Origin of the sequence: Mesorhizobium sp. B2-4-2, from assembly GCF_006442845.1 — a bacterium.
In the GTDB taxonomy this organism is placed as follows: Bacteria; Pseudomonadota; Alphaproteobacteria; order Rhizobiales; family Rhizobiaceae; genus Mesorhizobium.
On sequence record NZ_VFVM01000012.1, the window covers coordinates 15,943 to 34,649 of the forward strand.

Sequence of the window (18,707 nt, forward strand, 5' to 3'; positions counted from 1 at the left end):
TGTGTGCCTGGTTTTGCGCTTCTGCGGCTTACTGCCCAGGATCATCTCAATCTCAGAACGCCTTGGGACAGGTGAACCCGGAAAGGGCAGGGAGCAGGAAGGGGTTGGTGCCGGACCCTGTCTGGATCGTGTAGGTGACGTCGCGCCCGCCGATCACGAAGCGGGCCTGCATGCTGCCCTCGTTGCCCGTGATAGCCGCCTTGCTCAGAAGCCGCGTCAAGGCCCACGGCCCTTCGAACGTGATGGCGGACTGGCGCCCTGGCATTTCTGGTGTCAGGCTGAGGCTCGCGGATGGGCTAGCCGTACCGGTCGGCCAAGTCACCGTGCTCGGCCCATTTCCGGTCTGGTTGCTCTGAACGGTCTGGCCATCGACATCAAGTACGGCCATGTCGGCATCGCCATGCAGCGAGAAGGGTGTAAAGGTGACGCTGACGGAGGGTACTGAAGCGCCCGATGGAAAAAAGGCAATGCGGATTTCCGCAGCCAACTGGAAGTCCTTCAAGGTCGATTTCGACAAGTTGCGTCCAAAGCGCGTATCCTGTTTCCAACGCCAGTCCTGGCCGGTCATGTCGATCAGCGAGGCCAGATTTTGTGCAAAGAACCGGTCCATCAGTCCGCCTGGGGCGAACAGCTTCGCGAAATCGGCCATGGCGACATCCTCGGTGCTGCTCCCGTCGAAGGGGTAACGGCCGTTGATCGCTGCCTCGCAGGGGGCTGTGACCGTCTGGTCGAGTATCTGGTTCAAGTTTGTCACCGAGGTTTCGGCGACGTTACCTTCGAACTCATCTGCCGTCGTGTTGACCATCCGGCCGAGTTGCTTGGGCAGACGCGAGACATTGGCGCGAAGGGTGGCAATCTGTAGCTGCAGATTACCGTTGAGCCGCTCCACCTGCGAAGGAACTTCGGTGGCCAGTCGCAGGCTTTGATAGATGTCGCTGAAGTTCTGGGTTAGTGCGTCGATCGGGCGATGTCCGGTGGGCCCGTTCACCAGGACCTGGAATGATTTGAATCGCGCTTCAATGTTCGCGCCCGGATTCAAGTTCTGTACGTCAGCGGGCTGTGCGCCGGCGCGGATTTGCGATTTGCCGTTGGCTATGTGTATGCCGATACGGGCTAAGCCCTTGGCTAATTCTGCGGCGCTGCGTTGCTGGTTTTGAGCCGCGGATTCTGTCTCGGCGCCAGGACCGTCACCTGGGTCCCGTGTCAGCGCCGTCTCGTTGGCGATCGCCGAAAACAGCCGCTCTATCGGCGAATTGGGGGAGGCAGCGGCTGAAAGCGCGGTGTAGTGCGGCTTGTCTGTCAGCATCGCCTTGAATTTCAACTGGTCGAGAACGCTGTTCCACGCGACGGCGAACGCCTTGCCGTAGCGATCGAGAAGTTCGGGGCCGAGCCTGAGCAATTGCTGATCGATGTCGCCTTGCTCTCCGCCACCACCGAGAACCCACTGCTCGTCGACGAGCATCTGCGCAATGCGCGAGAGTTGGGCAAGGTAGAACCTGTTGAAGCCGGAACTGGTGTAGAGACCGGGAACACGAAGGTCCGCCAGCTCGCTGCCATCGATACGTTCGAACAGCAGTTGGGCTTCGGGACCACCTTGCTGGGAAACGGAGAAGTCATCCAGCGCCGCCGCGTAGATCGCCGACTTGATCAAAGCGGTCGCTCGATCGGCAAGGCTCATGCGTTCGAGAGAGCGTTGTGCGGCTTCAACAAGTGGCTGGTTCAGTTCGAAAACGGGGTCGTAGGCGTCGTCCAAGGCGAGCATGGCGCGCAGGTGCTTTTCGAGGTGCGCTCGTCCCTCGCGGTTGTTTTCGCCCGGGTATCGGTTCTGTTCCCAATCTTGCTTCATCCAGGAAACGATCAGCGCGTCATCGACCTTCGGCGCTTTGCCCCCAAGCATGAGGTAGATTTTCAACGGCTCGTAGAGTGCGGCGGGATCGCCCATCTTGGCTTGGATCGTTCGCTCGGCCTGGATCAGCAGGCGCGAGCGCAACATGCGCTCCAGGCCTTTCCGATAAGCGGTCCGGGACGCGGAAAGAAGTCTTTCCCGCTGACTGAGGCCGAACGTCTCCCCGATCGGTGTCGCTAGCTCAGCCGCTTCGAACCCGGCCGGCAGGTCGCGCAACTGGTCGAGCGGGCCGATGACGTTTTCAAGGTCCACATCGGTAACCGTGGCCGCCTTGAGCAGCTTTTCCGCCGTCGCGCGATACTGGCCCATGGCAACCGTTGCGGACGCGATCAGCGAGCGGTTGGCCGCGAAGCTCAGAGCGAGCGTACCGAGTGCGGCAGCAGCGATCAGCGCTATCGTACCGAGGCCGCCAAATCTGGCCACCGCCGCCCGCCTCGCAGCTGATTTGTCATACGAAACCCATCCGGATTCGGCAAAAATGACGTCCGTCAGCAGATCATGCAAAAAGAAGCTTTTGCCGGTTCCGGAAAGGTGCGGGCGGGAATTGCCCCCGAAATTGCGGCCGATTGCGCCCAGCACCTGATCGATGGGCGTTCCCTCTTGCGTGCCTGACGAAAAATAGAGTCCACGCAGGCTGGCGTTCACCTGGCTGCGGGACGGGTCGAATAGACCGGCGACAAAACTGGTAATGCGAGCCCTCAGCGCGCCGAACTGAGCCGGAAAGCCGAAGATGGAGATGCGCGTGACCGGATCAGCCTCTTCCTGGAGGCGGTCGGCCATCTCGTCCGCCAGTCGTTCCGCCAGCCCATCGAGTTCGGCAGGAGCCGCGGCGGCCATGTTCCTATCGCGCTCCCCCGTCTGGAATGTCGTGCCCCATACCTTGCGTCTGCGCGCCTCGTCGAAACCGCCGAAATAATCCGTGAACCCTGAAACCAGATCGGCCTTGGTGAAAAGCAGATAGACGGGAAACTGGATCTTCAGCGTCTCGTGAATTTCTCTCAGGCGGCTGCGTATCTCGACGATGTGGGCATCAAGCTGCTGATCATCGAAGCTCATCACATCGGCAAGGCTGATGGCCAGGATGACGCCGTTTATCGGTTGTCTGGTGCGGTACCTCTTGAGTAGTGACAGGAATGCGAGCCAGCTCTTCTTGTCAATCTCGGGATTGGAGTCCTGCGTCGTATAGCGTCCTGCGGTGTCGATCAGCACGGCCTGATCGGTAAACCACCAGTCGCAGGCACGTGTTCCGCCAACACCGACCACCGGTTGGGCGTCCCCCGAACCGGCAAGCGGAAAATTCAGGCCTGAATTGACCAGGGCCGTCGTCTTGCCGGCACCCGGCGGGCCGATGACAACGTACCAGGGGATCTCATAGAGAAAGTTGCGCTTGCCGCTCGACCGTTTGAGCGCCGCCACGGCCTCGTTCATCCGCGCTTCGAGCACCCGAGAATCGTCATCGCGGTCGTCATTGTGCGCAACGACGGCTTCGAGCGCTTTTTGCGCCTTCCTCGCTTTCCAGAAACGCAGCGCGTAAAAAAGCGCCAGCAGCGCGAGGATCACACCAATGATCGTCGCGCGCAGCCACCCAGGTCCGAGCGGCCGGATGTCGGCGAAGCGGATCAATGGCCCGGCAAACCACACTGCCGCGACGAAGCCGACCAGCGCGATCACGCTGAATATCCGCAACAGCCAACGCGTCATGGGTGGTTCCAGCGGGCCGTGCTCACAGTGTTTCCTCCCTGGGGATCATCACATCGACACGGCGGTTCTTGGCGCGGCCATCCGGTGTCGCATTGTCGGCGATCGGCTCGTCCTCGCCCTTACCCTCGACCGTCAGTCGCGAGGGATCGGTGAATTTCACTGCCATCAACACTTCGACTGCCTTCGCCCGGGCGACGGAAAGGTCGAAGTTGGATTTGAACGCGCTCGACTTTCGTGGTTTCACATTGTCCGTGTGGCCGACGATCCGGATTGGTCCAGGCTCGTGTTCCAGAGCCGCGGCGATGTCGGTGGCAATGGGCTGGAATTCCGGCCTCGCCTCGGCCCTGCCGGACTGAAACAGCAGGAGATTGTTGATCTCCACGACGATGAAGTCGCCCTTGGTGCCGATGGTCAGCCCGCCGCCTTCGAGATCCTTGGCCAATGCCGCACGAATACGATCAATCTGCGCGGTGGCCGCTGGTGGGGTGACTTTCGCCGGCTCAGCCAACGGCGCCACGCTGGCGCGTTCTATGACGACTGGTGTTGATGGGTCGAGCGCCAGCAATTCACCCGCGACCGCCTCGCCTTCATTGGTGATGAAGACCCGCAATGCGAAGAACGCCGCTGTCAGCAACGCGGTCGCCGCTGCCGCGACGACCCAAAGCGGCAGGCGGGCGGAGGACTGCGCCATCGTCGCCGCTAGGCCCTGCCAATGCGGCGAGATGTCTCCACCGGAACGCGGCCTGAAATAGCGAAGCGTCTCGTAGACGTCGCGACGAACGCGTTCGAGATTGTTGTCTTGTCGCGTCACGCCTCGATACTGGCCTTCGAAACCCAGCGACAGGCAGGCATGCATCAGTTCGAGCAGATCGTAGTGTTTTTCGGGACTGGCCAGGATCTTGTTCAGCGCTTCGTAGAAGCCGGTGCCGGTGGGCTCGATGTGAAAGAATTGCCGCAGCATCCCGTGTGGCGCCCAGGCGTCAGTCCTGGGCCACGGCAGGTTACCGATGAGATCGTCGGCGGTTTCGCAGAGGGCGAATTTCGCGATCCGGGCATCCTCTTCGGCAACGCCTGACTTCTCAACTATCCGGTCGAATTTCTCAATCGCCTCCGTGACATGTTGCGCCAATGGCGCCGCCTGTCTTTCAACGGGCAAGAGCCTGAACTGTCCGAGCAGCATCAGCAAAGGTGCCGCCGCGGCGAGAATGGGGTTTGCCGCGGCGTATTTGATGCCGCTCCCGGCGTTGAATAGGCTTTCCTGCTCGATGCCTGTCCTCGGCGCAGTCCCAGCAGAGCCTGTCGGCGCACCAACATCGCCGGGGCCACCTTGATAAATCACGGTTCCGGATGCCCAGCCTGGCGACCACCCGCCGCCTGGATCGAACACCGTCGAATCCTTGATTGGAGAGGACTGGCCTCTGTCCGCGACGGGCAGCTCGGGAATTAGCGTCGATTTTTGCTTGCTCCGCGGATTTGCGCGAATGACCGTCTTGCCCGCCGGGCCGAAGGGGTCGTCCTCCGAACTCATCGCAGATCGTCCGTGCAGGCGGGGCGCCGGCGATGGGGTGAGATGGGCGCAGAACGGTTTCCAGTCGGGTAAAGGAAAAACAGCCGCTGCCGGCCGTGGCAATGGCTAGAAGATGCTATCACGCAGTGACATGACATTTGCCGCAGACCCTCAGCTCAATGAGTCTTACCCGCTTGGCGAACTGTCTTATGCGATCGTAATCTCAGAAATCGTCGATTGGAACCGGACGCCGGGCGTCAGCGAGACTTTTCTTCGCCGACTGCCGTGCCATGCATTTTTGGCCATATGCTTTTTGGCCATACGTTTCCCGGGGCCGTGCCTTCCTGGGACCTCCTATTTCTGCTTGCCGGCCTTGGCGTAGGCCTCGCTGAAATAGGCCAGGAATATATCAAGCATGCCGTTTTCATGTGCCTCCTCCATGGTCCGCCATGTCGCGACATAGACGTCCCAGGCTTGGCTCTTCTTCTTCGTAAACGAGGTAGGCGGGAGTTTCCTGCCGATCGCCTCGGGCGACAGGTCGTCAAGCAGCCGGGAGAGCGCGGTTTGCATCGCGGTATAAGTGGCAAACTCGTGAGTCTTGAGATCGCGGAATGCATCTTCGATGCTGCGCCTGGCATCAAGATAGCCGGTCCTGCGCCGGGCGAACATGATTTCCAGGATGTCGTCGGTTCCTGGAACGAACTTCATCGGATTGTTGTCGGCGGCGCTGATCATCGTTCGCTGTGTGCTTTTGGCCAACATTTTCGCGGCCGCGCGTGCTTTCAGCAGCAGGGTCAGCTCCTCGACCACGTCCCGCAAGACCGCGCCGATTTCGGCGGCAACTTCATGGGGGTCGCGCGATTGAAGCAATTCCGGCGAAATGCCGGCTGCGATCGCGATCTCCCGCAGCACCTCGTCCCTGGTTGAGGGCAGGGCGGGCGACGAGAATGTCGGCGCGGAACTGCGCTGTGCGGACCGTTGCTGCGCGGGCTCGAAGAAAGGCCCATCTCCGAATTCCAGCGGCCGGCCTGTCGCGACCGGCGTTTCCCGCTGTGTCGAATCGCGGCTGGGGTGGTCTGCCGTGGCGCGCTCTTCTTCGACCGATACTAAGACGACATAGCGGCCGATCAGCATCCGGTCGCCATCGACCAGCCGATGCGGGCCGCTCATGCGCTGGCTCGATCCATTGATGAAGGTCCCGTTGCGCGAGATGTCGTGCAGCCAGAACGCGCCCGCCTCGTATCGAACCTCGCAGTGCCGACCCGAGATGAACTTGTCGGGGTCGGGCAAGGTCCAGTCACAAGCATAGCGCCCGACTTCGAAGCCGCTATCACGCGCCGCGTAGCTGGTCGAGGTGCCAGCGAGCAGGGCGTCGACATTGTTGATCCGCAGACTGATGTACATCCAAGATCGCCGTCGATCGTTGATCGATACTCCAACATTCTAGCAGCTTGCAGGCAAAACAGGACAGCGGCGTTTCAAGCCGACGAGAAGGCGGGTAAGATTCTGTCGCCCGCCTGTACTCTTTGGTCAGCGGGAAAACATGTGATAGGCTAAACATGGCCTGGCGTGGCGGATTTGGAAAGTTCCTGAACGTAACACCGCTAATGACACCGTTGATATAGCGGGAACAACAAATCCATCACACTGGCGGCCGCGTCCAGGAGGGGGCTCGACCCATGCCGAATGAACGTGCCACCGTTGTCCGCACACCGGTTGGCTCCGACTTGTTGACCTTCACGCATCTTATCGGACGCGATGAGATCAGCCGTTGTTTTGCCTACACGGTCGGGTTCGTGAGCACAGATTCCGATATCGACCCGTTGAAGATGCTGGGCGGGCCTGTCTCGATCGAAGGTGAATCCGATCCGAAGCGCTGGCTCAGTGGAATCGTATCGGAGTTTCGGCTCACCCGCATGGAGGACCGGCTGGCCTACTACGAGGCCGTCATCAGGCCGTGGCTCTGGTTTCTCGGCAACACCACAGATTGCTATATTTTCCAGAACAAGAGCGTCGTTGACATCGTCAAGGATGTCTTCAAGAAATACGGTATCTCAGAATTCGATCTACGCCTGCAAGGGTCCTATCCGGCGCGTGAATATTGCGTGCAATACGACGAGACCGATCTGGACTTTGTGCAGCGGCTGCTGGAGCACGAAGGCATCTTCTATTTCTTCGAGCACGATGACGGCAAGCATACGCTTGTCCTGGCTGACGCGATGAGCAAGCTGAAGCCTGCGCCGGGCTACGAGAAAGTGCTCTATAACTTTGAAGGTCAGGGCTCCCGGCGCGACGTCGAATACATCACCGAATGGATAGCGGGCAGCTCGGTGCGCCCAGGCGCCTATGCCCACACCGATTATGATTTCAAGAAGCCGGGCGCCGACCTTATGGCCAAGTCGGCCCAGCCGTTCAGTCACAAATTGTCCGCGGGTGAGAACTACCGCCAGCCGGGCGCGCATCTCGAAGTAAGCCGGGGCGACAGCCTGGCTGCGATCCGGCGCGAGGAGATCCAGGCCTTGCACCAGCGCATCGCCGCGGCCGGCACCGTGCGCGGCTTGTATTCCGGCTGCACGTTCAAGCTGGACGGTTTTCCGCGCGAAGACCAGAACCAGGAATATCTGGTGGTCAGCGCCGAATACAGGCTGTTCGACCCCGGCTATAGAGCCCAGGCCGACGTCGAAAGCGAGAGTTTCAAAGTGGTCCTCGGTGTGGCGCCGACAGCCTTGCCCTATCGCCCGCCGCGGACCACGCCACGACCGATCATGCGCGGCCCGCAGACGGCGACGGTGGTCGGTCCATCCGGCGAGGAGATATTCACCGACAAATATGCGCGGGTGAAGGTCCAGTTTCATTGGGACCGCGTCGGCAAGAAGGACCAGAACAGTTCCTGTTTCGTACGGGTGTCGCAGAGCTGGGCTGGCAGTGGCTGGGGGTTCATCCAGATACCGCGCATAGGCCAGGAGGTCATCGTCGACTTCATCGAAGGCGACCCGGACCTGCCGATCATCACCGGCCGGGTCTACAATGCCTCGCAGATGCCGCCCTACGGCCTGCCTGGCAACGCCACACAATCGGGCTGGAAGTCGGATTCTTCCAAAGGCGGTGGCGGCTACAACGAACTGATGTTCGAGGATAAGGCCGGCTCCGAACTGGTCAATTTCCAGGCGCAGAAGGATCACAACCTTCTGATCAAGCATGACCGCACAAAGCTGGTCCAGCACGATCAGTCCGACCGCATCGACCACGACGCCAAACACTCCGTCGGCCACAACCTCGACGAGGACGTCGGCAACAACAAGACGGTCAAGATCGGCGTCGACCAGACCACCAACATCGGCTCGAACGACACCGAGACAGTGGGCGCCAACCGCTCGCTGACAGTCATGGCCAACGAGACCATTCATGTCGTGTCGAACTCGACGGAAAACATCGACGCCAATCATTCTCAGACAGTGGGGATTGTACAGACGATTACGGTGAAGGCGGCGCGTTTCGACACCGTCGGCGCCGCGGAAACCCGCTCTGTCGCCGGGTTTCAGAAAAATACGATCGGCGCGACCCGCTCCGTCAGCGTGGCGCTGGGGCAGAGCCATGACGTCGGTGCTTCCGACAGTTGGACCGTCAAATCCGACCAGACGGTGAAAATTAATGGAAATCAGACATTCAAGGTAGACGGCGATCATGCTTCGACAATCGGCAAGGGCCGTGCCGCCAAGATCACAGCGGACGACGGCACTCAAATCGACGGAGCGCATTCGCTCAAGGTCGGCAAGGGCAGCGCCATCGACGTCGCTGAAGACATGTCGATCGCTTCTGGCAAGAATATAACGATCAATGCGAAGGATTCGATCACATTAGAATGCGGCAGTGCATCGATTACTATGAAGAAGGATGGAACGATTCTGATCGATGGGAAGAATATCTCCATAAAGGGCGGCGGTAAGATTGACATCAGTGCTTCCAGCAATGTGAATATTAAAGGCAGCAACGTTCACAATAATTGAGGACAGGCAATATGGATGTGCTCAATCGGATTGACGGAGTGGTAATCGGGCTTGTGATCGGCATTGACGGCGGAATGCCGCTTGTGGTCTTTGTCGGCAATCCCCGCAAGACTGCGATCCCGGCGCGCAGCTTGGCCGAGCTCGATTTGACCGCCATTGGTTCGGAAGTGGCGTTACTTTTTGAAGGCGGCGATCCAACGAGGCCGCTTGTGGTGGGACGAATCGTTGAGCCCCTGCGAAAGAACAAGGACCTGCAGATCCTCCGCGACGGTGAACGGGTGTCGATAACCGCAGACCAGCGCATTGAGCTGCGCTGCGGACAGGCGTCGATCATCCTGGAGAAGGATGGGCGTATCACAATTCGCGGCAGCCAGCTGACGAGCCAGGCCAGCGGCACCAACTGCATCCGTGGCGGAGCCATCCATCTCAACTGAGGCATTCACGATGCTGCGTATCGCGTCTATCGCTGCCATCGTCGACCAGCACGCCAGCAACGCAGCCTTCCTCTGGTTCCGTCGCCGCCATGAAATCGATCGGCCGATCCTGGGCGAAACCGATATCGGCCGCATCGACCAACGCCTGAATGCAAATCTCGACGGGCTGATGGCGTCCGGAAAAGCCGGTTGGGAGGCGGCGCAGGCGCATTTCGCCGATTATGCCGAACTCGGCGAGCTTTTCGTGCTTGGCGCGCTGGCGTTGCGCTGGGGCGATTCCGAAGCCGTTGCTTCGGCGATTGACGCCGCGGCGACGCTGGGCGAGGTTGGCGTGTCGGGCCTGTCCGGCGCGATCGCGCGCACGCCGCGCGAAAACCTGCGTCCGTTCATGGCGGACTGGCTGGACGCGCGCGACGCGCGGCTGCGCGCCCTCGGCCTCGCGGCACTCTGGCATCATCGCGTGGATCCCGGTGCCCGCCTCGGCGTTTTGCTGAGCGATCCGTGCCCGGATGTTCGTGGACGTGCGTTTCGGCTTGCCGGCGGGCTCAAACGGCGCGACCTCCTTCCGGCGGTGCTGGCCGGACTTGAGGGCGACACGCCGAAGGAACGTCTGACTGCCGCTCTTGCGGCTTGCCTTCTTGGCGAAGCGCGCTCGGCTCACTCGGCGCTCGACCGGATAGTGCTGGCAGAACCCGGCCTCGCGCCCGCGGCGATCGAGATGCGCCTTCTGACGACGCCCCTGAAGACCGGCAGGGGCTGGTTGCAGGACCATTTGAAGCAGTCTGCCTTGCGCGCCACCGCAACAGCGGCGATCGGACTCTTTGGCGACCGGTCGGTCATGCCCTGGCTGATCGCCAAGATGCGTGAGCCGGAGCTTGTCTTCGCCGCCGGGCTGGCGCTGCGAGATCTTTTCGACGTGGATTTCAATGATACCAACCTGTTCACGATAGATCCGGCCTTGCTCGGCAGGGAATTTGAATTCCTGACCGCCAGCCCGCTTCCGGTTGCCGATCGCATCACGGCGTGGTGGGATGAGGTGCGCGGCGGAGGCAATCACGAGCCCTTCTATTCGATGCGCAGGCTTCGGCTGGACGCAATACGCGCCGCACTCGTTGAGCCGGATGCGCCGCTGACCGATTGGCGCAGGACGCGCCGGTTCCCGGCTTGGATGTGAGTTCGGCCGCAGGGTTAGCGGCGGGTCATGCCGGCCATCACCGCTGCCGCGCGCAGGCCGCCTTCGGAAGACACCTCGCAGATGGCGGTCGGCCCGGGCGCATAGTCGTTCACAAAGCTATCAGCGGCCAGCATCAGGGCCATCGCCCCTCCGGCAGCGCCTACGTCGCCGATCGTCATCGCTGGATAGGCGGTGGGCAGGATTTCACGGCTCGTGCGGTAAAAGCGCTGTCGCACAATGAGTTGCTCCCAGCCGTTGTAGCGCTCGCCATTGCCGTTGCTTACGACGAAATTGATGTCTGGTTCGGACGGACCCGGTCCGCTCGTCGCATCGCGCAGGGCACCGAGCATTGCCCGGCCCTGACTGAACCGCTTCGATAACACGCCATCGGTCTCCTGCGCCGTGCCGACGCCGTGGATCGCCACATGAACACGATCCACCGCCTTAGGCTCGCGGGTGAGACGTACGAAGACGGCGCCTTCGCCTGGCACTAGACCCTGCGCGTTGTCATCCCCAGAAAGGCGTCCGGCCCGGGCCAGCCGGGCTAGATCGGTGTCGTTGACAAGGCTGTCGACGCCGCCGAGCAGTACCTGCTCGGCGCCCTCAGTTTCTAGGATATTGATGGCGCGTTCAAGGAGGCCGAGACTGGCCGCCGCGCCGCCGTCCACAGCCCGTGACGCGCGGTGGAAGTGCTGCCCCGTCGCCGCAATGATCGCGCCAGGGAAGGCTGACGGGCGGATGTCTCCGTAGGCGGTATGCTGGCGAAAGCTCTCAGGTGGAGTCATAAGAATCGCCGTCGCCTCCGTGCGCGATTCGCCGGTGCGCATCGCTTCGTTGATCGCGCGGGCGGCTATGTTGGCAAGCCACTCGCCTTCGTTTCGGCGTACCCGGGAGCGCGCCGGCACGCGGGCAACGGTAATTGTTTCGCCCTCCTCGGTCATCCACGCATCGACTGCTGATAGACCGGCGCGTATAGCGGCGAGCGTCTGCGCAGCGTTGAGGCCAGCAGCTGTGACTGCGCCTGCGCCTGTGATATAAAGCGGTCGCCTCATGGCCGCCACACAGGCTGGTCGCGTAGTGTTCCGTCACCGCCGATGCCTGTGTATTCCTTGCCCTTGCGGGCAGCAGTAAGGAACATCGGTGTCACGTGGCCGAAGACGATCTCCCGCAGCGCGGGCGCGTTGCGCCGCGTCAAGACCGCAAGACGGGCCTTGAGCGTGACGCGTCTGAGATCAGGCTCGATCACTACCGTGTCGGCCCGGAACGCAGCGTTCTCGATGCGATCGTCGAAGATCAGCCGTACCGGCGCGGTGACGGATGGGAGGCGAAAATCCCAGCGGCTTTCGGGCGTTAGCCCGACTAGCGTCACAGCCTCCCCACCTAGTATCTGCGGCAGGCGCTGGTCGGCCGGCGCGCAAAGATAATGCTGAGAATCGAAGTCCTTAGGCGGAAGGGGCCACTGCGTGTCAGTCCACGCTTGATCATAGGTGCCGGCATAACGGATGCGAGGCTGCCACCCCCGCCCGATTACACCGAATCCCGCAGGCTTCGGCCGGTCGGAAGGACTGAGATAGGGTTCCCCCGGATAGGTGATGTTGGGAGCATGGGTCTTTACCGCAGGGTCGGCCGAGCGAGCATGGTGGAAGCCAACGCCAACCGGGTTGCGTGTTTCGACGCGCCCGTCCTCGGTCGTACCGCCATATGCACGCTCATAGACCAGCGACAAGGTGCGGAAAGGGTGCGGCGTCGAATAGCTGCCAGCGTCGTAGATACGGTCGCCGGCAACCTGAAGCGCCTTGCGCACTACGCCAATTCTCAAGCCAACCTGCATCTCGCGAACCGGCTTGTCGTTCGGCGCGTATGCGGTGCCATTGACCACGACCTCGGCGACCGTCTTCACTGGCGCGATATCGGCCTCATAGCGTATCGAGGAGGCTGCGGGGTCGCCGAACGGCTCGTCGCTCAACGCCACGGGAAGTTGTTCGGCGGCCGGCCAAAATGGGGCGCCCGCGTCGGCCGCCTCGAAGCTCGCGGAGAACATGGCGACCATGAGTTCCTGACCCTCAGCGTCGACCTGTACCATGGTGGCGGTGGCAAACGGCGTGCGGTTCTCTATCCAGACGTTGAAAGCAGCCATGTCAGCACCAACGCCCCTCTTTGGACAGGCCGACAGGCCAGTAGGGCTGGCTGGCCAGCACTTCGACGCAAAGGTTCTCGCCAGCTTCGATCACCCATGCAAGTAGGAATATCGGCGGGTCGACGGATTCGGCTCCACCGTCGTTGAGGGCGTCGCAGGCCAGCCAGAACTTGCGCACCACGGCGATGAAATGCATATCGGCAGCAGGACCAGCCGGATATTCCTGAGTTAGGAAGTCGCGCGCGGCCTCGGGGCTGCCGAGCCTGACGGTCTGATAGGTCATCGCCTCCTGCCAATCAGAGGCGACACGCTCCACGTGCGGCCGGAGTTGGTCGAGATAGGTCGCGAACAGTTCGCGATGTGGCGGCGCTCCCGGCTGTGGCACGGCCGATCCGGCAAGCGGCGCGCCGGAGAGCATGAGGTCGTCCGGCGCTTCCAGAAGGCGACGAATGTTCTGCTCGCGTCGATGCTGAGTAAGGATCGGGGACATGGCTCGGCTCCTCTCAGACCACGTGGTCGCTGGCGTCGAGACCAACCGGCTGGTAGACCAGCCAAACAACGGCGTCGACGAGATCCTCGTCCTCGCCATGCAGCGCATCCACGAGCAGCAGCCAGGGAGCGATTGGAACACCGTCTTCAAATCGCCGATTGTCATCATCTTCGTCGTCGATACCCCAGTCGTCCTCCGACGGCGGAATCCTTTCAACAGAATCACGTGCGTCGCCGTAGGTCTCGATTTCCTCGTTGATCGCCACCACGCTAAGGTAATATTTGCGGAAGACCGCCAGCACGAATGGATGCGAGGACGGACCGAACGGCCAGCGGGCCTCGATTATACGGGCGGCTTCCTCCTTTGAAGAGGTTTCGCCTGCAATCTTCACCTGAAGCTTTGCCCACCACTCGTTGGCCGCGCCTAAGGCTTCACGCAGGTCAAAAACGTAATTTCCATACAGGCGATCGAAGGCATTCATGCGCGTGTGTCCTACGCCAGATAGGTCTTGATGCGCTGCTGAACCTGGGCAATGGTCTCATTATACCGCGTGAAATGGGCCATACCTTTCTGCACATTATTAAGGCTGTGGTTGGCGCATTGTGGCTGAACTGCGGCGTTGGATGTTGCCCACCTCTTGAACGCTGCTCCGTTCCGGCAACCACCTTTGTACCATGCGATGACGATCGGGGGCTGGTGGTCGGCCGTCTTGCCCGGTTTTCCGCAACGTGCTCCTGTTGGCCCGATCACCCAGCACGGCTTGCCTTGGATATGGGCAGTCTGCGTGGGAGTAGGACCATATCCTTTGCCTGAACGCTCGTAGTGACGGGAGCATCTCTTCTTTCCCGAGAAAGCCTTGCGTCGCTTGAAGCGGGCAAGGGCGGACATGTCGCATGCCCCTGCGGGCGCGGATGCCGCCGCCTGGCCCATCGGATCGCCGTGGCGGCCAACCCCCTTGCCCTCGACTTTCACCAAGAAGGACCAGAGCATGAAGAAGCCCTTACCCTTGATCTTGTGCGTAACGACGTTGCCGCCCTGAACACCGCCTTCGTCGCCGGAACTCATCATAATCTCGGACGCGTTCTCGAGCGCGGTAGGCTCGCCATCAATTTTAACGCTCTTGCTTCCCTTAATAAGGTCGCCGGCCTGCAGCATGTTTACATAGGGCACAGGCACCGGCCCGGCCGGTGGCGGAGGAGGGCTGAGACAAACGTCGCCTGGCGCAATGCCCTTGCCACCACTCCCCTTGTGAAAAAAGCCCATGCTCTCAGCGAAGACAGTAAGGCCCATCGTCAGATATCCTCGATTGTGGGCTTGGTGGCCCGTAGCTTCGGCAAGGCGTTGTCGGCGAGGTCGTGGATATCAGCGAAGCTAAACTCGATGACGTCGAAGTCATCGCACCAGAACGTTATGGCGGAAGCGTCGCCCGTGCTCGTCTCTCTCAGCAAGGCCAGCGTCTCTGCTAGCTTGGTGGTTGACCAGTTTCCTTCCACAGCGCCGTTAAGGCAGGCGGCGATTTCGTCAAACCATCTGGCGGTAGGTTCCGGTGGCGGTCCAAGCCGCACAATGGCAAAGGGGTATCGGCGCCCGACACGGTCCTCGCTCATGCGCCATGCGCCGGCGCAGGGCAGGTCACCAAAAATACCGGGCTGCATAGTAAAGCGCCAGACACGCGAGTCCAACTCACCTTCATCCGGCCGCGCCAGCAATTCCATCGACATCCAGCGGTCCCAGCGGTCGATAAAAGTCCGCGGCAGGTTCCAAGCGACGAAATCCCCCGTCGCCGGGATCTTGCCGTAGAAGCCGGGCGCGTTCATATCTGCGGTGGACATGTGAATTTCTTGAACATTTCGAGGTTGTAGGGGTTTTCGACGCTGGCGGCCTTGAGCTCGAAATCGGCGTACATGCCTTTCGTGCCCAGGCGCAGACTGTAGACATCCGAAAGCGAGGTTCCGGTGAATCGGCCGCTGCGCAACATCCTCAGCCACGCCCAGCTGCCGGTCTCGTTGAGCATGATTTCGGGCGATCCGTCGATCGGCTGGAAGGCGAGCGAAATGACCCCGGTGCCGTCCTTGCCGGGCCAGGTCATCGGTTGCGGCCGCGTTGCGTTGTTGTAGTAGACGAGGCTCTGGCCATCGAGATTGAGCGTGACGCGCGTGAGGTTGGGAGACAGATCCTTCGGTTCGAGCGTGAAGCTCATCACCGGTCCGGCACCCCCGGGGAAAAGATCGTCGCGGATGTGCCTGGCCTGCTCGAACGCCGCCAGCGCCGAAGGGTCGAGGCCGAAATCGGCGCGCCACTTCCAAGGCTCGCCGGTCGTGTCGACATAATTGATCAGGTGGTCGTTGATGAAACCGTCGATCAGCCCGGCCGGCCCGAACAGGCGGGCGAAATCGCGCACGTTGACGTCGACCGCACTGGCTTCGCTGAAGGGATAGCGATTGTTCAGCGCCGCTTGGCAGAAAGGCAGTATGTCGGCTCGCCAGATGGCGTTGAGTTCCGAAGTGACCGCCTTCTGGGTCAAATTGCTGGTGTCGCCGGCTATCCCGCCCAACCAGCTGTTGATGGGATCGGGCAGGATCTGGGCCTGCCTTGCCACCGCGCCCGTCAGTTCGGCAAGGCCTCCCTGTTTCTTGATGGCATCCTGTGGATTGGGGTTCGCGGTGACCGTTTGCAGGACGTTGGAAAGCGCGGTCAGTGCGACAACGGCAGCATCCAGCGCCGGTGGCTGGCCGTCGACCTCTGCGATGGTGCTCTTCAGCGGTTTGAAATGTTCGGCCACCAGATTGCCGGTCAGGTCAACCTCGCTGGCGGATCCGGCGCGGGGAAGCAGTTTCGCACCCGATGTCGCCAGTTTGCCCAGCTTGCCCAGCTTGCCGAGCAGTTTCGAAGCGCCCTTGGCTGCCGCCTTGTCGTCGGCAGGCGCTTCGTCGGAACGGGTCAGTTCTGTCTCCTGAACGACCGCCGTAAGCAGCCGCTTCAGCGCTGAATCCGCACTTGAGAGGTCTTTCAGGTTTTCGCCGGCGACATTGAGATCGGTCAATGGTGCAAGCCTCATGTCGCGCAGGAAGCTGTCCCATTGTGCGATGTAGTCGTCGTAGTAGAGCTTCAGAATATCCTCGGACAGCGCCGAGACGGATGTCTCGGAATTTTCCGAGCAACCGCCGGCGAAAACCGCACGATCGAGCGCCGCCTGGGCGGCGACATCGTCGATGCGGTCGAGAATGACGTCGTGAAAGCCGGAATAGGTGAAAGCGCCCGAAATGCCGACGCGTAGTGTCTTGCCCGAACGCCGTGCAAACACCTTGCCGCCGTTTGGGCCGGCGAAATTGGCCGGTATCCACTCCTTCAGCCCGGCCACTGCCGGATCGGCCAACAACTGCTTGTAGCCACGCGCCGGCAACGAAATCGTGCAGACCGTTTTCAGAGCTTCGGCAACCAGGGCCTGGTCCGGCGCGACATAGCTTTCGTCGACCGTCATCCGGTGGATCGCGGCAAGCTGATGCTCTTCGGCGTCGGCTGTCGGAAATGGCGCCGCGGCCGCGAATTCGGGCAGACTGTTCACCCACCAGTTCTGGGCGTAGTCTGGATCCATCTGCGACAGGCCCGTCATCATGCGATAGGTCTTGAGCGCACCGAGCATGAAGTCGGGATCGCGGATCTGGCGCCACATCGTCGCCTCGAGCAGGGCCACCATCCGGGGCTCGAGCACGTTGCGGAGGGCGTGGTCATAAGTGTCGGCCTGTGCCCTGACCAGTTCCGCCGAGGCCGATGGGCCAAGCAGATCGTGGGCAGCGCCCGGCGGTGCTGTCCGGGCATTTGCGACCGCGTCCATCGCCTCGAGCGCGCCGTCCATGGCAGGCCGCTCCACCGATGCCGGGGTTGCGGCAGCGGAGGTCAGCGGCGTTTGCAGCGCTTCGAACTGGCCTGCCTGCGCCGAGATCGCATGGCGGTTGTCAAAATAGGACCAGGTGAACAGGCCGCCGGTCAGCAACGTCGCCGCCGTGCATGCTGCGGCCGCACCCCGCCACATCCAGGCGCGGCGGCGTTGCGCCAGCGGGTCGAATGTACCGAGGCCTGCTTCCTTGAAGATGACTTCAGTGAGAAGGTTCTTCAGGAAGAAGCTGCGTTTCTCGACCCGAGATGCGGGCAGGGCGCGCCGCGGCGGAAGACCGAAGGAGGAAGACAGCGCGGCGGTCAGCCGGTCGATAGGCGCCCCTTCCTGCGTCGCCGATGTCAGGTAGAGGCCGCGCAGCCAGGCAGCCTCCTCATACCGGCTTTCGCCGAACATGGCTTCGACCAGCACCTGTATCGGTTCAGACAAGCTTGCCAGTTGGGCGGGAAACCTGAAGATTTCGGCACGGGCGGCGAGTTTGTCCTCGTCCTCCAGGCGCGTCACCAAGCGCCGCTCGAGTTCGGTCGCCAGCGTCGCGATTTCTCGTTCGATGGTCTTGCCATCCACGCGCGCATCCAGCGCGAAGGTCGTCCCCCACACCTGTTCGCGCGAGGCGGTCGACAGGCCGCCGAAGAAGGGCTCGAAGCCCTTGATCAGGTCGGCCTTGGTCAGCATCAGATAGACCGGCAGGCGGATTTCAAGCCGGTCGTTGAGCTCGGCCAACCGGCGGCGGATCTTGCGCCCGTGCGCCTTGATGGCCTCGTCGCCCTCCGAAAGGACGTCGATCGAAAGCGCGACGATTACGCCGTTCAGCGCACGGCGGCCGCGATGTTTCTTCAAGAGGTCGAGGAAACCGAGCCATTCGGCCGCGTCGACATCCGGCTGGCTCTCCTGCTGGACATAGCGGCCGGCAGTGTCGATCAGAACCGCATTTTCGGAAAAGAACCAGTCGCAGTTGCGCGTGCCACCGACCCCCTGCAAGTCGTCTGTGAGGTCGATCGGAAAATTCAGTCCGGACTGCCGCAAGGCGGTGGTCTTGCCGGTGGCCGGCGGTCCGACGATCACATACCAAGGCATCTCGCGCAGGAACTTGCGCCCGCCCAGCTTGCGCCGCCTCAGTTCGGTCATCACCTCGGCGAACTTGGCGCCCACGGCGGCGACGTTCTCTTCGCCTGGGCTGAGCGGCTTTTCCACCGCTGGCGCGGCAATCTCGGCGACGAACATGCGGTTGGCGCGGATCGCCCGACGCTGGGCAACGATCAGCCAGACCAGCCAGAAGATGACCAGCAGCGCGACAATGACGATGCGCACATTTTCAGAGGCGAAGGGCTCGTAGGGACCGACCCTGACGATCGGACCGAAGATCCAGATAACCAGGGATAGCAGCGTCAGGCCGATCAGCGTCCACAGCCAGCGCGATGTCAGGACCGCCCAGAGGAAGCGCAGGATGAACATC

Annotated in this window: 13 protein-coding genes; 3 read left to right on the forward strand and 10 right to left on the reverse strand. The window is 61.6% G+C overall.

Going from position 1 to position 18,707, the window contains the following annotated elements; translation table 11 throughout:
• Nucleotides 1–52: 52 nt before the first annotated feature.
• From tssM (FJ942_RS23395) to tagH, 3 genes are all read right to left on the reverse strand, one after another.
• Complete coding sequence (gene tssM / locus FJ942_RS23395; RefSeq protein WP_140899062.1) at nucleotides 53–3,607, reverse strand: type VI secretion system membrane subunit TssM; 3,555 nt, start codon at nucleotides 3,605–3,607, stop codon at nucleotides 53–55.
• Nucleotides 3,608–3,629: 22 nt separating this feature from the next.
• Entirely contained in the window at nucleotides 3,630–4,946 is a 1,317-nt protein-coding gene (tssL, locus tag FJ942_RS23400) for a type VI secretion system protein TssL, long form (RefSeq protein WP_348642154.1), read from the reverse strand.
• A 522-nt stretch (nucleotides 4,947–5,468) separates the two neighbouring features.
• Nucleotides 5,469–6,518 (reverse strand): type VI secretion system-associated FHA domain protein TagH, encoded by a 1,050-nt coding sequence (gene tagH, locus FJ942_RS23405; RefSeq protein WP_140899067.1) that lies wholly within the window; start codon nucleotides 6,516–6,518, stop codon nucleotides 5,469–5,471.
• A gap of 275 nt (nucleotides 6,519–6,793) precedes the next feature.
• Here tagH and tssI point away from each other — a divergent pair, with 275 nt between their 5' ends.
• The 3 genes from tssI to FJ942_RS23420 are packed head-to-tail and all read left to right on the forward strand — an operon-like array spanning nucleotide 6,794 to nucleotide 10,729.
• Entirely contained in the window at nucleotides 6,794–9,121 is a 2,328-nt protein-coding gene (tssI, locus tag FJ942_RS23410) for a type VI secretion system tip protein TssI/VgrG (RefSeq protein WP_140899069.1), read from the forward strand.
• Between the two features lie 11 nt (nucleotides 9,122–9,132).
• On the forward strand, nucleotides 9,133–9,555 hold the full coding sequence (locus FJ942_RS23415) for a DUF6484 domain-containing protein (protein WP_140899071.1): 423 nt from the start codon (nucleotides 9,133–9,135) through the stop codon (nucleotides 9,553–9,555).
• A gap of 10 nt (nucleotides 9,556–9,565) precedes the next feature.
• Nucleotides 9,566–10,729: a hypothetical protein gene (locus FJ942_RS23420; protein ID WP_140632236.1), complete on the forward strand. Its 1,164-nt coding sequence runs from the start codon at nucleotides 9,566–9,568 to the stop codon at nucleotides 10,727–10,729.
• A 14-nt stretch (nucleotides 10,730–10,743) separates the two neighbouring features.
• Here the strand turns inward: FJ942_RS23420 and FJ942_RS23425 are convergent, their stop codons facing one another.
• From FJ942_RS23425 to tssM (FJ942_RS23455), 7 genes are all read right to left on the reverse strand, one after another.
• On the reverse strand, nucleotides 10,744–11,670 hold the full coding sequence (locus FJ942_RS23425; RefSeq protein ID WP_181170009.1) for a beta-ketoacyl synthase N-terminal-like domain-containing protein: 927 nt from the start codon (nucleotides 11,668–11,670) through the stop codon (nucleotides 10,744–10,746).
• 107 nt (nucleotides 11,671–11,777) lie between these two features.
• Nucleotides 11,778–12,866: a DUF2169 domain-containing protein gene (locus FJ942_RS23430; RefSeq protein WP_140632234.1), complete on the reverse strand. Its 1,089-nt coding sequence runs from the start codon at nucleotides 12,864–12,866 to the stop codon at nucleotides 11,778–11,780.
• A gap of 1 nt (nucleotide 12,867) precedes the next feature.
• Entirely contained in the window at nucleotides 12,868–13,356 is a 489-nt protein-coding gene (locus tag FJ942_RS23435; protein WP_140560447.1) for a hypothetical protein, read from the reverse strand.
• Between the two features lie 13 nt (nucleotides 13,357–13,369).
• Nucleotides 13,370–13,837: a hypothetical protein gene (locus FJ942_RS23440; RefSeq protein WP_140560448.1), complete on the reverse strand. Its 468-nt coding sequence runs from the start codon at nucleotides 13,835–13,837 to the stop codon at nucleotides 13,370–13,372.
• A gap of 11 nt (nucleotides 13,838–13,848) precedes the next feature.
• The gene (locus FJ942_RS23445; RefSeq protein WP_140560449.1) at nucleotides 13,849–14,646 is read right to left on the reverse strand and encodes a DUF4150 domain-containing protein; all 798 of its coding nucleotides are present in this window, start codon (nucleotides 14,644–14,646) and stop codon (nucleotides 13,849–13,851) included.
• Between the two features lie 2 nt (nucleotides 14,647–14,648).
• Nucleotides 14,649–15,188: a type VI secretion system-associated protein TagF gene (gene tagF / locus FJ942_RS23450; protein WP_140560450.1), complete on the reverse strand. Its 540-nt coding sequence runs from the start codon at nucleotides 15,186–15,188 to the stop codon at nucleotides 14,649–14,651.
• Entirely contained in the window at nucleotides 15,170–18,706 is a 3,537-nt protein-coding gene (gene tssM / locus FJ942_RS23455) for a type VI secretion system membrane subunit TssM (RefSeq protein WP_140899075.1), read from the reverse strand. Before tssM (FJ942_RS23455) ends, tagF begins: the two co-directional genes overlap by 19 nt.
• Nucleotide 18,707: the final 1 nt, after the last annotated feature.

Excerpts from the sequence above, each read along its gene's own strand:
- tssM (WP_140899062.1), bottom strand. The coding sequence starts at position 3,607 with ATGACGCGTTGGCTGTTGCGGATATTCAGCGTGATCGCGCTGGTCGGC.
- tagH (WP_140899067.1), bottom strand. The coding sequence starts at position 6,518 with ATGTACATCAGTCTGCGGATCAACAATGTCGACGCCCTGCTCGCTGGC.
- tssI (WP_140899069.1), top strand. The coding sequence starts at position 6,794 with ATGCCGAATGAACGTGCCACCGTTGTCCGCACACCGGTTGGCTCCGAC.
- FJ942_RS23415 (WP_140899071.1), top strand. The coding sequence starts at position 9,133 with ATGGATGTGCTCAATCGGATTGACGGAGTGGTAATCGGGCTTGTGATC.
- FJ942_RS23420 (WP_140632236.1), top strand. The coding sequence starts at position 9,566 with ATGCTGCGTATCGCGTCTATCGCTGCCATCGTCGACCAGCACGCCAGC.
- FJ942_RS23425 (WP_181170009.1), bottom strand. The coding sequence starts at position 11,670 with ATGACCGAGGAGGGCGAAACAATTACCGTTGCCCGCGTGCCGGCGCGC.
- FJ942_RS23430 (WP_140632234.1), bottom strand. The coding sequence starts at position 12,866 with ATGGCTGCTTTCAACGTCTGGATAGAGAACCGCACGCCGTTTGCCACC.
- FJ942_RS23435 (WP_140560447.1), bottom strand. The coding sequence starts at position 13,356 with ATGTCCCCGATCCTTACTCAGCATCGACGCGAGCAGAACATTCGTCGC.
- FJ942_RS23440 (WP_140560448.1), bottom strand. The coding sequence starts at position 13,837 with ATGAATGCCTTCGATCGCCTGTATGGAAATTACGTTTTTGACCTGCGT.
- FJ942_RS23445 (WP_140560449.1), bottom strand. The coding sequence starts at position 14,646 with ATGGGCCTTACTGTCTTCGCTGAGAGCATGGGCTTTTTTCACAAGGGG.
- tagF (WP_140560450.1), bottom strand. The coding sequence starts at position 15,188 with ATGTCCACCGCAGATATGAACGCGCCCGGCTTCTACGGCAAGATCCCG.
- tssM (WP_140899075.1), bottom strand. The coding sequence starts at position 18,706 with ATGTTCATCCTGCGCTTCCTCTGGGCGGTCCTGACATCGCGCTGGCTG.